This window comes from Streptomyces sp. NPDC060002, assembly GCF_042737245.1.
Classification (GTDB): domain Bacteria; phylum Actinomycetota; class Actinomycetes; order Streptomycetales; family Streptomycetaceae; genus Streptomyces.
The window spans coordinates 20115-33877 of record NZ_JBHWUW010000048.1 but is presented as its reverse complement, the minus strand read 5'-3'; the positions used below and the strand labels follow the sequence as shown (position 1 = coordinate 33877).

14 protein-coding genes are annotated in these 13763 nt (G+C 73.1%); 3 read left to right on the top strand and 11 right to left on the bottom strand.

The window, feature by feature from the left end:
• Positions 1 to 105: 105 nt before the first annotated feature.
• From ACFWBD_RS31865 to ACFWBD_RS31825, 9 genes are all read right to left on the bottom strand, one after another.
• Positions 106 to 654, bottom strand: coding sequence for an amino-acid N-acetyltransferase (locus tag ACFWBD_RS31865; RefSeq protein WP_385674403.1), 549 nt, complete (start codon positions 652 to 654; stop codon positions 106 to 108).
• Positions 655 to 663: 9 nt separating this feature from the next.
• On the bottom strand, positions 664 to 1107 hold the full coding sequence (locus tag ACFWBD_RS31860; RefSeq protein WP_385674400.1) for a BlaI/MecI/CopY family transcriptional regulator: 444 nt from the start codon (positions 1105 to 1107) through the stop codon (positions 664 to 666).
• A gap of 174 nt (positions 1108 to 1281) precedes the next feature.
• Positions 1282 to 1458, bottom strand: coding sequence for a hypothetical protein (locus tag ACFWBD_RS31855; protein WP_385674397.1), 177 nt, complete (start codon positions 1456 to 1458; stop codon positions 1282 to 1284).
• Between the two features lie 51 nt (positions 1459 to 1509).
• Positions 1510 to 2199: a hypothetical protein gene (locus ACFWBD_RS31850; protein WP_385674498.1), complete on the bottom strand. Its 690-nt coding sequence runs from the start codon at positions 2197 to 2199 to the stop codon at positions 1510 to 1512.
• A 142-nt stretch (positions 2200 to 2341) separates the two neighbouring features.
• The gene (locus ACFWBD_RS31845; RefSeq protein ID WP_020132481.1) at positions 2342 to 3139 is read right to left on the bottom strand and encodes a type III pantothenate kinase; all 798 of its coding nucleotides are present in this window, start codon (positions 3137 to 3139) and stop codon (positions 2342 to 2344) included.
• A 16-nt stretch (positions 3140 to 3155) separates the two neighbouring features.
• Positions 3156 to 4157, bottom strand: a complete 1002-nt coding sequence (nadC, locus tag ACFWBD_RS31840) for a carboxylating nicotinate-nucleotide diphosphorylase (RefSeq protein WP_385674394.1) — start codon at positions 4155 to 4157, stop codon at positions 3156 to 3158.
• 5 nt (positions 4158 to 4162) lie between these two features.
• Positions 4163 to 5878 carry an L-aspartate oxidase gene (locus tag ACFWBD_RS31835; RefSeq protein ID WP_385674391.1) on the bottom strand — a complete coding sequence of 572 codons (1716 nt, stop codon included), beginning with the start codon at positions 5876 to 5878 and terminating at the stop codon, positions 4163 to 4165.
• Positions 5875 to 6876 (bottom strand): pantoate--beta-alanine ligase, encoded by a 1002-nt coding sequence (panC, locus tag ACFWBD_RS31830; protein WP_385674388.1) that lies wholly within the window; start codon positions 6874 to 6876, stop codon positions 5875 to 5877. The genes ACFWBD_RS31835 and panC overlap by 4 nt, the downstream gene beginning before the upstream one ends.
• Positions 6873 to 7838, bottom strand: coding sequence for a Rossmann-like and DUF2520 domain-containing protein (locus ACFWBD_RS31825; protein WP_385674385.1), 966 nt, complete (start codon positions 7836 to 7838; stop codon positions 6873 to 6875). The genes panC and ACFWBD_RS31825 overlap by 4 nt, the downstream gene beginning before the upstream one ends.
• 197 nt (positions 7839 to 8035) lie before the next feature.
• Here ACFWBD_RS31825 and ACFWBD_RS31820 point away from each other — a divergent pair, with 197 nt between their 5' ends.
• Both ACFWBD_RS31820 and ACFWBD_RS31815 read left to right on the top strand, forming a co-directional pair.
• The gene (locus ACFWBD_RS31820) at positions 8036 to 9214 is read left to right on the top strand and encodes a threonine aldolase family protein (protein ID WP_385674382.1); all 1179 of its coding nucleotides are present in this window, start codon (positions 8036 to 8038) and stop codon (positions 9212 to 9214) included.
• Positions 9215 to 9401: 187 nt separating this feature from the next.
• A complete protein-coding gene (locus tag ACFWBD_RS31815) occupies positions 9402 to 10508 on the top strand; it encodes a DUF5937 family protein (protein WP_385674379.1) in 1107 nt (368 codons plus the stop codon).
• A 72-nt stretch (positions 10509 to 10580) separates the two neighbouring features.
• On the opposite strand, the gene ACFWBD_RS31810 is transcribed toward ACFWBD_RS31815, so the two are convergent.
• Positions 10581 to 11252, bottom strand: coding sequence for a response regulator (locus ACFWBD_RS31810; protein ID WP_385674376.1), 672 nt, complete (start codon positions 11250 to 11252; stop codon positions 10581 to 10583).
• A gap of 98 nt (positions 11253 to 11350) precedes the next feature.
• Positions 11351 to 12553 (bottom strand): histidine kinase, encoded by a 1203-nt coding sequence (locus ACFWBD_RS31805; RefSeq protein WP_385674373.1) that lies wholly within the window; start codon positions 12551 to 12553, stop codon positions 11351 to 11353.
• 118 nt (positions 12554 to 12671) lie between these two features.
• On the opposite strand from ACFWBD_RS31805, the gene ACFWBD_RS31800 reads away from it, so the two are divergent.
• Entirely contained in the window at positions 12672 to 13745 is a 1074-nt protein-coding gene (locus tag ACFWBD_RS31800) for an SAM-dependent methyltransferase (RefSeq protein WP_385674370.1), read from the top strand.
• The last annotated feature ends 18 nt before the right edge of the window (positions 13746 to 13763 follow it).

Genomic DNA, 13763 nt, shown 5'->3' with positions numbered 1-13763 from the left:
CAAACCCCCGGCGGGGGCCCGCAGCCCGCCCCTCGCCCGGAAACGTGCGCGTTTCGGACATAGGGAACCCGGGCAAGGCGGATCGGTGTGAATGAACGTCGACGATCACAGATGCAGAAGCATCCGACTGTTGCCCAAGGTGTTCGGTTTCACTCGTTCGAGTCCGAGGAACTCCGCGACGCCCTCGTCATAGGAACGCAGCAGCTCCGCGTAGACATCGGTGTCGACCGGCGTCTCACCGATCTCCACGAAGCCGTGCTTGCCGAAGAAGTCGACTTCGAAGGTCAGGCAGAAAACTCGTCGAACGCCGAGCCAGCGCGCGGTGTGGAGCAACTTCTCCAACAACTGGTGACCGATGCCCGCGCCCCTCAGGCCGGGCTTCACCGCGAGAGTGCGGACTTCCGCCAGGTCTTCCCACATCACGTGCAGGGCCCCGCAGCCGACCACCTCGGCGTTGTCGTCGCGTTCGGCGACCCAGAACTCCTGGATGTCCTCGTAAAGTGTCACCGTCGCTTTGTCGAGCAGGATGCCGCCGCGGACGTGGGCGTCAAGGAGACGGCGTACGGCGGAGACATCGCCGGTCCGGGCCCGGCGGACGGTGATGGCTTTAGCGGTGACTTCGGGGTTCTCGGCCGAGGGACTCTCTGCTGACATGTGCGGACGCTATCGCCCGTCGGCCTCCGTCGCCGAGCCGGGGTTCTCACCGGTACTCCCGGTACTCTCCGGACTCCCCGCACTCTCCGGACTCCCCGCACTCCCCGCAGTTGCGGGTTGGGCAGTTTCCGGGCCCTGGACCATGCGTACGGCGTCGCGGAGCGCGTGGCGCTGTTCCTCGCTCATCATCCCGAAGAAGGCGACGAGAGCGGCGGCGGGGTTGTCGCTCTGCGCCCAGGCGTCGTTCATCAGGGCAGCCGCGTAGGCGGCCCGGGTCGAGACCGCCTCATATCGATAGGCGCGGCCTTCGGCTTCACGCCGCACCCAGCCCTTCTGATGGAGATTGTCCAAAACGGTCATCACCGTGGTGTAGGCGATGGACCGTTCCCGCTGAAGGTCTTCCAGGACTTCTCGAACGGTCACCGGGCGGTTCCACTTCCACACCCGCGTCATGACCGAGTCTTCGAGTTCTCCCAATGGGCGAGGCACAGCTCAGAACAATAGTGGGAGATCTCGCCAATCGCGTGCCGGACGTGCGCTTTCATCGGCAAACGGGAACAAAAAGGGCGTGCGGCTCCGAAAAGAGCCGCACGCCCTGGGCGGTGGTGCGGGAGCGTCGCGGGTCGGTCAGGCGTCGGAGCTCGCGGAGGCCTGGGCGCCGTCCGCGCGCGCGAGGACGGCGTCGACGGCCGCGTCCTCCTTGGCCTTGTTGGCTCCGCCCTGGGTCTTCACGATCACCCTGATCACACCGATGAAGAACACGGCCATGACGACGGGAGGCACGAGCGCGGAGACGTAGTCCATGGAAACAGGGTAGCCAGGGCGGAACGGGACATCGGGGCGGGGTCGCCCGGATCAGCCTGCCACCAGCCGCTGCTGCTCCGGATTGGCGGGCGGCGGGGTCGGTCTGCGGCGCGGGAAGACCTCGCCCGGCGTGGGAACGGGCCGCCGGGCGGGCTCCCGGGCGGGCTCGGCGGGAACCGGACCGGGGGCGGGCGTGGCGGGCTTCCCGGCGGGTCTCCTGCGCGGCTCCTCGCCCGGTCGCCCGCCCGGATCACCGGCGGCGACGGACGGGCGGGCGCGGCCGTCCCCGCAGAGGCCCCCGGGAAGGGCCAGGAGCCGGGTACGGGACGCCGGGACGGTGGGGGCGGCCTCCGGGACCCTGTGAGCCGCCCGGCGGGCCAGACGGGCGCGTACGTCCCGTTCGGCGAGCGTCTGACAGCGGCCCAGGAGGGCGGCGGCCGTGGGGTTGCCGCGCAGGGCGCGGAGGGCGGCGAGGTCGTCCGGCTCGGGCCGGTATCCGGTGGGCAGTACCTCCTCGAGGAGCGTGAGGTAGCCGGCGGCCGTGCCGGGGAGGGCAGCGCGGTACCGGGCGAGGTCGGCCACCAGGAAGGCCCGCAGTCGGGCGGCCTCGTGCATCGCCTCGTCGAGGGATTCGGCGAGGCGATGACAGTCCTGGATGTCCTCGGCGGAGACGGGGCCGGGGTGGAGGGCGAGGGCGAGGGCGCGGCGGAGCACTCGCAGCTCCTCCGTGCCGAACGCCATGCCGCCGCGGGATCCGTAGGGCGTGGGCATGCCGCGACGATACGCGCTAATCAGACAAATTCGACATAGGGGACGGGTGTGGCGCGCCCGCAATCCGCCCTGGTGGCCCTGCCTCCCGGGTCACCCGCCCCCACCCGTCCGCTCACATGCGGGACACGTTCCGCTCGTACACCAGGCGCAGCCCGATCAGGGTCAGCCACGGCTCGTGCTCGTCGATCACGGAGGACTCGCCGAGCACCGTCGGCGCCAGCCCGCCCGTCGCGATCACCGTGACCTCGTCCGGGTCGTCCGCCAGCTCGCGGGCCATCCGGGTCACCACGCCGTCGACCTGGCCTGCGAACCCGTAGACGATCCCCGACTGCATCGCCTCGACCGTGTTCTTGCCGATCACGCTCCGGGGCCGGGCCACCTCGATCTTGCGCAGCTGTGCGGCCTTGACGCCCAGCGCCTCGACGGAGATCTCGATGCCGGGGGCGATGACGCCGCCGACGTACTCCCCGCGCGCACTGACCGCGTCGAACGTCGTCGCCGTACCGAAGTCGACGACGATCGCCGGGCCGCCGTAGAGCTCGTTCGCCGCGACCGCGTTGATGATGCGGTCGGCGCCGACCTCCTTGGGGTTGTCGAAGAGGATCGGCACCCCCGTCTTCACGCCGGGTTCGACCAGCACGGCGGGCACGTCGCCGTAGTAGCGCCGGGTCACCTCGCGCAGTTCGTGCAGCACGGAGGGCACGGTCGCGCAGATCGCGATCCCGTCGATGCCGTCGCCCAGTTCCTCTCCGAGCAGCGGGTGCGTCCCCATCAGGCCCTGCAGGAGCACGGCCAGTTCGTCCGCGGTCCGGCGGGCGTCGGTGGAGATCCGCCAGTGCTCGACGATGTCCTCACCGTCGAACAGGCCGAGCACGGTGTGCGTGTTGCCCACGTCGATCGTCAGCAGCATGGCCGGTCCCCGTTCCCTACTCAGCCGCTCGCAGATCCAGACCGATGTCCAGGATCGGCGAGGAGTGCGTCAGGGCACCGACGGCGAGGAAGTCGACGCCGGTGTCGGCGTACGCCTTGGCGTTGACGAGGGTCAGCCGGCCCGACGCCTCCAGCAGCGCGCGCCCGCCGACGACGCCGACGGCCTCCGCGCACTCCCCGGGCGTGAAGTTGTCCAGCAGGATCAGGTCGGCGCCGGCGGCGACCACCTCCCGCAGCTGGTGCAGGGTGTCGACCTCGACCTCGATCGGGACGTCCGGGAACGTCTCCCGCACGGCCTCGAAGGCCTGGGCGACGCCCCCCGCGGCGACCACGTGGTTGTCCTTGACCAGCGCCGCGTCGGACAGGGACATGCGGTGGTTGACGCCTCCGCCGCAGCGGACGGCGAACTTCTCCAGGGAGCGCAGGCCCGGTGTCGTCTTGCGGGTGTCCCGCACACGCGCCTTGGTGCCCTCCAGGACGTCCGCCCACGCGCGCGTGGCGGTGGCGATGCCGGAGAGCCTGCACAGCAGGTTGAGCGCGCTGCGCTCGGCGGTGAGGAGGTCACGCGTGCGCGTGGTGACGGACAGCAGCTTCTGGCCGGCCTCCACGCGGTCGCCGTCCTCCACGTGCCGCTCGACCTCGAACTCGTCCGTGCAGACGACCGAGACGACCGCCTCGGCGATCCTGAGGCCCGCCACCACGCCCGCCTCGCGCGCGGTGAAGTCGGCGGTGGCGACCGCCTCCTCGGGGATGGTCGCGACGGTGGTCACGTCGACGCCGTGGGCCAGGTCCTCCTGGATGGCGACGTTGGCGATGTCCTCGACCTCGACGGGGTCGAGTCCGGCGTCGGAAAGCAGCTGGGCGAGCGCGGGGTCGAGCCCGCACTCCGCGTATTCGGCGTATCCCTCGCCGGCGAAGTCCGTGTCTGCGTCGGCGCCACAGGCACAGCCGTCGCCGCAGCCGCCGCTCTGGGCGAGGGGAAGGTCGGGGGTGCTCACGTCTGTCACTGCTCCTGGGGGTGCTGCCGGGTCGGGGGGAAGTCTGCGGTATCGGTGGTGTGTACGGCGAGCGTGCGGTCCGGATTCAGCCGTACGACGATGTGCCGGCGCCAGTTCGCGTCGTCGCGGTCGGCGTGGTCCTCGCGCCAGTGGCAGCCGCGGGTCTCCTCGCGCTGCCGGGCGGCGGCGACCAGGACCCGCGCCACGCACAGGAGGTTCGTGGCCTCCCAGGTGTCGACGCCGGGCTCGGCCGTCTTGCCGTTCTCGTCGAGGGCGTCGCGGGCCTCGGCGTGCAGCCGCACGAGCTGGCCGGCCGCCTTCTCCAGGGACTCGGCGGAGCGCAGGACGCCCGCGCCGTCGGTCATGATCCGCTGGATGGCGAACCGGGCCTCCGGGGCGAGGAGCGGGTGCGCCGGCTTCTCCGGGTGCTCGACCGGCGCGGGCACCCGCGCGTGCAGGCCGTCGTCCGTCCGGCTCTCCACGATGTCGGTGACGATGCGCTCGGCGTAGACGAGGCCTTCCAGGAGCGAGTTCGACGCGAGCCGGTTCGCGCCGTGCACGCCGGTGCAGGCGACCTCGCCGCACGCGTACAGGCCCGGCACGGTCGTCCGGCCGCGGGAGTCGGTGCGCACGCCCCCGGAGGCGTAGTGGGCCGCCGGGGCGACCGGGACGGGCTCGGTGACCGGGTCGATGCCGTGGACCCGGCAGGCGGCCAGGATCGTCGGGAAGCGGTGCTCCCACATGTCGGCGCCGAAGTGGCGGGCGTCGAGGAACATGTGCTCGGCGTCCTGCTCCTGCATGCGGCGCATGATGCCCTTGGCGACGATGTCCCGCGGCGCCAGTTCGGCCAGCTCGTGCTGCCCGACCATGAAGCGCACGCCGTTCGCGTCGACCAGGTGGGCGCCCTCGCCGCGTACGGCCTCGGAGACGAGGGGCTGCTGGCCCTCGGCGTCCGCGCCGAGGAACAGCACGGTCGGGTGGAACTGGACGAACTCCAGGTCGGAGACCTCCGCGCCCGCGCGCAGGGCGAGCGCCACGCCGTCGCCGGTGGACACCGACGGGTTGGTGGTGGCGGAGAACACCTGGCCCATGCCGCCGGTCGCGAGGACGACCGCGGGGGCGTGCACGGCGCCCACGCCGTCGTGCTGGCCCTCGCCCATGACGTGCAGGGTGACGCCGGCGGTACGGCCGTCGGCGTCCGTCAGCAGGTCCAGCACGAGCGCGTTCTCGATCGTGCGCAGGCCACGCGCGCGTACCGCCTCGACGAGCGCCCGGGAGATCTCCGCGCCGGTCGCGTCGCCGCCCGCGTGCGCGATACGGCGTCGGTGGTGGCCGCCCTCGCGGGTCAGCTCCAGGCCGCCGCCCTCGGACTCGTCGAAGTGGGCGCCGGTCTCGATCAGCCGGTGCACGGCGTCGGGGCCCTCCGTGACGAGGATCCGTACGGCGTCCTCGTCGCACAGGCCCACGCCGGCCACCAGCGTGTCGTCCAGGTGCTGTTCGGGCGTGTCGCCCTCGCCCAGGGCCGCGGCTATACCGCCCTGCGCCCAGCGGGTGGAGCCGTCGTCGAGCCGGGCCTTGGTGACGACGACCGTGGTCAGGCCGGCGGCCTCACAGCGCAGGGCCGCGGTCAGGCCGGCGACGCCGGAACCCACGACCACCACGTCCGCGGCGATGCTCCACCCGGGCTCGGGCGCGTGCAGTCGTATGCCTGTGCTGGTCACGAGGCGGCTCCGAAGGTGAGGGGAAGGTTGTCGATCAGCCGGGTCGTGCCGACCCTGGCGGCGACGGCGAGGACGGCCTCGCCGGTGAAGTCGTCCCCGAGCTCGGTGATCTCCGTGAAGTCCGACGGATCGACCAGCGCGAGGTAGTCCAGTTCCAGCGGCGGGTGCAGCCGGGCGGCCTCGTCGAGGACCAGGCGGGCCGCCGCGCGGATGGCCGCCGGGTTGCCGGGGGCGGCCTTGGCGACGGCGTGCGCGTCGGCCGCCGCGCGGGACTCCCCTATGGCGCTGAGCGCCTCGGCGCGCGCGCGTGTGGCGGGCACCTGACGCGCGCGTGCCCGCAGCGCCTCCTGTGCGGCGTGCCGGTCGCGGCCCGCGAACAGTGCCTGGGAGAGCGCCAGTGCGGTGCGCCGGCCCTCGGCGGACAGATAGCGGTTGCGGCTGGACAGGGCCAGCCCGTCCTCCTCGCGCACGGTGGGCACGGCGACGATGTCCACGCCGAAGTTCAGGTCCCGTGTCATGCGGCGGATCAGGGCGAGCTGCTGGGCGTCCTTCTGTCCGAAGAGGGCCGTGTCGGGCCGGGTGAGGTGCAGCAGCTTGGCGACGACGGTGAGCATGCCGTCGAAGTGGCCGGGGCGGGAGCTGCCCTCGAGACGCTCGCCCATGGGGCCCGCGGTGATGCGGACCTGGGGCTCGCCGCCCGGGTAGACCTCGTCCACGGACGGGGCGAACACGACGTCCGCGCCGGCCTGCTCGGCGAGCTTGAGATCGGCGTCCAGGGTGCGCGGGTAGCGGTCGAGATCCTCGCCCTGGCCGAACTGGAGCGGGTTGACGAAGACCGTGACGACGACCTCGCCGTCCGGCCCGGCGAGTTCCCGGGCGGTGCGGACGAGGGTGGCGTGGCCCTCGTGCAGGGCGCCCATGGTCATCACGACGGCCCGGCGGCCGCCACGCGTGCGTGCGTGCAGTTCGGCGGCGGTGCGCAGCAGGGTGGTGGTCATCCGGCATCTCCTTCGGTGCCGTGCGTGCCGGGGGCCCCGGGGTTTTTGGGGGTGCCGTGGGCTTCGTCGGCGAGCACCCCGAGGAGGTCCTCGGCGAGTTCGGGCTTGAGGAGCCCGTGGGCGAGCGCGCGGTCGGCGGTCGCGCGGGCCATCGCCAGGTAGCCGGCCACGGTCTGCGGGGCGTGCTCGCGCAGCTCGGCGACGTGCGCGGCGACCGTGCCCGCGTCTCCGCGCGCCACAGGGCCGGTGAGCGCGCCGTCGCCGGAGCGCAGCGCGTTGTCGAGGGCGGCGCCGAGCAGCGGGCCGAGCATCCGGTCGGGGGCCTCGACGCCGGCCGCTCGCAGCAGTTCCATGGACTGGGCGACCAGCGTGACCAGGTGATTCGCGCCCAGGGCGAGGGCCGCGTGGTAGAGCGGCCGGCTCTCCTCGGCGATCCACTCCGGCTCGCCGCCCATCTCGATCACCAGGGCCTCGGCGGCCAGCCGCAGCTCGTCGGGCGCGGTGACGCCGAAGGAACAGCCCGCCAGGCGCTGGACGTCGACGGGGCTGCCCGTGAAGGTCATCGCCGGGTGCAGGGCCAGCGGCAGCCCGCCCACGCGCAGGACCGGGTCGAGGACCTTCGCGCCGTACCGCCCCGAGGTGTGCACGATCAGCTGGCCGGGCCGTACGGCACCGGTCTCGGCGAGGCCCTCCACGAGCCCGGGCAGGGCGTCGTCGGGGACGGTCAGCAGCACCAGGTCGGCGCGCTGGAGGACCTCGGCGGGCGGGACCAGGGGCACGTCGGGCAGCAGCAGCGCGGCCCGCCGCCTGGAGGCGTCGGAGACACCGGAGACGGCGACCGGGCGGTGCCCGGCGAGCTGGAGGGACGCGGCCAGGGCTGGGCCCACCCGGCCGGCGCCGACGACGCCGACGGCGAGCCGCGCCGGGCGGTCCCTGGGGTCTGGCTGTTGGGCTGTACTCACGCGACGGAGGCCTTCCGTTCCAGTCCGCTCCGGGTACCGGACGATTTCTCGTCATGTTAACGCTATCCGTCCGGGGAGCGTCCGGTTGTCCACAGGCTGTGGGTTATCCCACCCGTTCCCGACCTGCGGCCCCGGGGACGGGCGGGGGCCGGAAACGTCCGTGGCCCCGCGGGCCGCCGCACGGCATCATCCGGGGCATGACGAACACGGCGGAACACGGCGAGGAGAAGTCGGCGCAGCAGCGCCTGCGGGAGCGGCGGGCGGCCGCCTACCGGACGGCGGAACGCGTCCTGTCGCGCGACGGCGCCCGGGGCACGCTGCGGGACCGGCTCGCGCTGCTGCACGAGGCCGCGCCGCAGGTCCACGACCTGGACGAGCCCGCGGACCTCTACGGCGACGGGGTCGTGGCGGCGCTGGAGGAGCGGGTCGCCGGGCTGCTGGGCACGGAGGCCGCGGCGTTCTTCCCGACCGGCACGATGGCCCAGCAGGTCGCCCTGCGCTGCTGGGCGGGACGCACCGGCAACCCCACGGTCGCGCTGCACGCGCTGAGTCATCCCGAGGTGTGGGAGCGGGGCGCCTTCACCGCCGTCAGCGAACTGCGCACGGTCCGGCTGACGCGCGAGCCGCGGCTGCCCACGGCCGAGGAGGTGCGCGCCTTCGAGGAACCCTTCGGAGCGCTGATGCTGGAACTGCCTCTCAGGGACGCCGGTTATGTGCTGCCCTCCTGGCAGGAGCTGACCGAGGTCGTGGAGGCGGCACGCGAGCGCGACGCGGTGGTGCACTTCGACGGGGCGCGCCTGTGGGAGACGACCCACCACTTCGGCCGCCCCCTGCGGGAGATAGCGGACCTGGCCGACAGCGTCTACGTGTCGTTCTACAAGTCCCTCGACGGCTTCGGCGGCGCCGCGCTCGCCGGCCCGAGGACGCTGGTGGAGGAGGCGAAGACGTGGCGGCACCGCTACGGCGGGATGGTCTTCCAGCAGTTCCCCACCGCCCTGGCCGCACTCGTCGGCCTGGAGCGGGAACTGCCCCGGCTGCCGGAGTACGTGGTCCACGCGCGCGTGGTGGCCGCGGCGCTGCGCCAGGGGTTCGCCGAAGCGGGCGGGCCGTGGGCACGCGTGCACCCCGAGGTGCCGCACACCCACGAGTTCCAGGTCTGGCTGCCGTACGAGGGCGAGGTACTCGCCGAAGCGGCGGCGCTCCAGGCCGAGCAGACGAAGGCGATGCTCTTCGCCGGCGCCTGGAGCCGCGGCGGGCCGGGGCTGTCGTACACCGAGGTCACCGTCAGCGCCGCCGGACTGACGTGGACGGCGGACGACGTGCGGGCGGCGGTCGTGGACTTCGTGGGCCGGGTGGCCGAGGTGGTCAGCAGGTAGGCCGCGGGCGCAGCCGACGGGCCAGGGCCTGCCGCAGCCGCCGGCGGGCGGGGCGGCCCGCACGAACCGCCTCCGCGACCGCCCCGGCCTCTTCAGGCTGCGCCCGGCCGACGCCCGGCGTCGCGTCGATTGACGGCGGCTGTCAATCGAGGACCGCGTTGTCAGTGGCGGGGTGCACCATGAGGTCATGAGCGTGAGCATCGACATCGCGGGGCTGCGGCCGGAGAGGGTCGCGGTCGTGCCCTCACCCCTGGCCGAGCTCGGCATGGCGTTGCACGCGCTGTCCGAGCCGGCGCACCACCCCGGTCTTCAGGGCTGGGTCACCGGTGTGACCGCAGGGCTCGACTCGCATCTGGCGGACCGGATGTGCGAGGCCGACTTCCTGTGGAGGACGACGTTCTCGGACATCTTCCTGCCGTACGCGGGCATCCCGGGCAGAAGCACGCTCCCCGGGGCCTCGCTCGCCGAGGAGCTCGACCTCCTGGACAAGCTGACGGACGAGCAGTTCGTGGACTCCGCCCTGGAGTTCACCTGCGCGCCCGGGTACGACGTGCCGAGCCCCAGCGTGCTCGCCGACCCGAAGCTGCGTCGGCGCGCCTTCGAGCTGGCCGCCACACGCGGGCCGCGGCAGGTGCGGTTCACTCAGCGGCTGCTCGACGACCCGCCCCGCGTGCGTGCCTGGCTCAGGCAGTTCCTGGAGGACTGCGACGAGGCGTTCTTCGCCGATGTCTGGGCCCGGGTGCGCCTTCCGCTCGCCACGGACGCCCGCTACAAGACGGATCTCCTGCGCCACAAGGGTCTGGCGGAAGCCCTCGCCGCGGTGTCCTCGGCGGTGACGCTCGACATGGACGCCGCGCGGATCACCGTGGACAAGCTGACCCAGGGCCGCAGCGCCACCGGGGACGGCGGCCTGCTGCTGGTGCCGACGAGTCTCGGCTGGCCGCACCTGATGGTGCTGCACCGGTACGACTGGCAGCCGGTGCTGCACTACCCGGTCGGCTCGCCGGAACTGGCCTCGCCGCCCTCGGTGGAGCAGCTGACGCTGCGGATGACGGCGCTGTCCCACCCCGTCCGGATGCGGATCTGCCGCCTGCTGGCCCGCAGCGCCTACACCACGACCGAGCTGGCCCAGGTGCACGGCATGACGGCCCCCGAGATATCCCGGCACCTCGCCGTCCTGAGGAAGGCGGGCCTGCTCACCACCCGTCGACGCGGCCGCTATGTGCTGCACCAGCTCGACGTGACGGTGGTGGCCCGGCTGGGCAGCGACTTCCTGGAAGGGATGCTCCGCTAGCCCTCGGCTGTCCGCCCCGCTGCCGTGCCCGAACGAGGTGCGCCCCGCCGCAGCCGCGTGAGTCCGTGCGGGTCAGCCGTGACCGCCGGCCCGGACGATCCCCGTCTCATACGCGAGGACCACCACCTGGACCCGGTCGCGCAGCCCCAGCTTGGTCAGGATGCGGCCCACATGGGTCTTCACGGTCGCCTCGGACAGCACCAGCCGGGCCGCGATCTCCCCGTTGGACAGCCCCTGCGCGACCAGCACCATCACCTCGCGCTCCCGCTCCGTGAGCCGCTCCAGCTCCTTGTGGCGGGGCTCCTTGCCGGTGGTGGGCAGCATCGGCGCGAACCGGTCGAGGAGACGGCGGGTGGTGGACGGGGCGACCACCGCGTCACCGCTGTGCACGGAGCGGATGGCGGCGAGGAGCTCGCCCGGCGGCACGTCCTTGAGCATGAAGCCGGAGGCGCCCGCCTTCAGCCCGGAGAACGCGTACTCGTCCAGGTCGAAGGTGGTCAGGATCAGCACCTTCGGCGGCTCGGACTCGGCGCAGATGCGCCGGGTGGCCTCCACGCCGTCCAGCTTCGGCATGCGGACGTCCATGAGCACGACGTCGACCGCCGTGGAACGCACCACCTGGAGGGCCTCGACGCCGTCGCCCGCCTCCGCCACGACCTCCATGTCCGGCTGGGCGGCGAGCACCATCCGGAACCCGGTGCGCAGCAGCACCTGGTCGTCGACGAGCATCACGCGGATCGTCATCGAGTCCTCTTCCGTTTCTTCTGTTTCTTCTGTTGCGTCAGCTGGTGCGGTTGGCACCGAGGGGGCGTGACAGGTGTCACCAGGGGCGTGCGTCGGCGTCAATGCGCGGGTTTGAGCGGGAGCAGGGCGCTGATGCGGAATCCTCCGCCGGGCCGCGGGCCGGCGTCCAGGGTGCCGCCCACCATGCCGACCCGCTCGCGCATGCCGATCAGGCCGTGACCCGCGCCGTCGGCGCCGCCCTCCTCGTACAGCTCGTGCGGGGCGCCCTTGCCGTCGTCCTCGACGAGCAGGCCGAGGCCGTCGTCGAAGTAGACCAGGCGCACGCTCGCGCCCGTGTTGGGCCCCCCGTGCTTGCGCGTGTTCGTCAGCGCCTCCTGCACGATGCGGTACGCCGTCAGCTCGACGCCGCTCGGCAACGGCCGAGGCGTGCCCTCGACCTTGAAGTCCACGGGCAGGCCCGAGCCGCGGCACTGCTCGACGAGGTCCTCGATCTGTTCGACGTCGGGCTGCGGCACGTACTCGCCGCCCTCCTCGTGCTCGCCGGTGCGCAGCACGCCCAGCAGACGGCGCATCTCGGCGAGGGCCTGGCGGCCCGTGGACGAGATCGTCTCCAGGGCCTTCTTCGCCTGGTCGGGCGCGGCGTCGAGGACATAGGCGGCGCCGTCGGCCTGCACCACCATCACCGACACGTTGTGCGCGACGACGTCGTGCAGCTCCCGCGCGATACGGGCGCGCTCTGCGGCGACCGCGACCTTCGCCTGCGCCTCGCGCTCCTTCTCCAGGCGGGCCGCGCGCTCCTCCAGCTGAGCGAAGTACGCGCGACGGGTGCGAATGGAGTCGCCCAGCACCCAGGCGAGGGCGAACGGCACCGTCTGGAAGACGATGACCGCGACCTGGCCCGGCACGCTCGCGTTCTCGTGCGGCCAGCGCAGCTGCGCCAGGGTCGCCGCGCTCAGCGCCATGACCAGTGCGAGCCGGGAGGCCCAGCGGGCGCCGGTCGCGGCGACGGTGTAGACGATCACCAGCAGGGCGAAGTCGGCCGCCGTGACCCCGACGTTCAGCACCAGCTGAGCCAGTCCCAGTGCCACGGCGAGCACGAGCATCTGCTCGGGCATGCGCCGACGCAACGCGATGACCAGGCACAACAGGAACACGACCGGCACCAGTAGCGCCATGGAGTCGGTGCCGCCGCGGTCCTGACCGGCGGTTCCGGCAGCCGCGGAGATCCCGAACAGGACGAGGGCCCAGAAGGCGTCCACCCCTGTCGGGTGTCTGCGGAGGAAGTCATAGAGGCGCTGCACGTGACCCAGCGTAGGGAAGCCCGGTGCGTGCAGGGGTCAACCGGAGGGCCGATCCGGTCCGGGCGCGCGTACTCCGCAAGGTGGATGCCGTGATCACCTGTACGCCTAGTCTGACCGGGTGGTGGACAAGGTGACCGGCCCGGGCGAGTGGCGCGGCTGGCGGGCGGCGACGCAGGCGGCACTGTACGGCTCGGACGGAACGGGCGGCTTCTACCGGCGTTCCGAGGGCCCGGCCGGGCACTTCCGTACGTCCGTGCACGCGTCGCCGCTGTTCGCCGGGGCCGTGGCCCGGCTGCTGTGCCGGGTCGACGAGGCGCTCGGCCGGCCCTCGTCGCTCGACTTCGTCGACATGGCCGCCGGGCGGGGCGAACTGGTCACCGCGGTGCTGGCCGCGCTCCCCGCCGAGGTGGCGGCGCGCACGCGCGCGTGCGCCGTCGAGGTCGCCGACCGGCCGGTGGGCCTCGCTCACCGGATCGAGTGGCTGCCAGAGCCCCCACGGCAGGTCACCGGGCTGCTGTTCGCCAACGAGTGGCTGGACAACGTGCCCGTCGAGGTCGCGGAGGTCGACTCCGCGGGCGTGGCTCGACTCGTGCTCGTCCGGGACACCGGGGCCGAGCGGCTCGGGGAGCGGGTGTCCGGCGTGGAGGCGGAGTGGCTCGCGCGCTGGTGGCCGACGGCGGCCGAGGAGGGCCTGCGGGCGGAGATCGGGCTGCCCCGGGACACGGCGTGGGCGTCCGCCGTCTCCTGCGTCGAGGGCGGGCTCGCGGTGGCGGTGGACTACGCGCACACGGCGGACGCGCGCCCCCCGTTCGGAACGCTCACCGGCTTCCGGGAGGGGCGCGAGACGGTGCCCGTGCCGGACGGTTCCTGCGACATCACGGCCCATGTCGCGCTGGACGCGTGCGCGCGGGCGGGGTCCACGGCAGGAGCGACGGCGGGGAAGGGCGCGGCGCGGGCACTCGCCGGCGCGCGCCTGCTCACACAGCGCGCCGCACTGCGCGCCCTGGGCATCACCGGCGCACGCCCCCCGCTGGCGCTGGCGTCCACGAATCCCGCCGCGTACGTGCGCGCCCTCGCGAGCGCCGGAGAGGCCGCCGAGCTCACCGCGCCGGGTGGACTGGGCGACTTCGGATGGCTGCTCCAGCCGGTCGGGATTCCTCACCCGCTCGACCCGGAACCCGGGACCGGCTGACCGCCCGCGGCCTGCCCG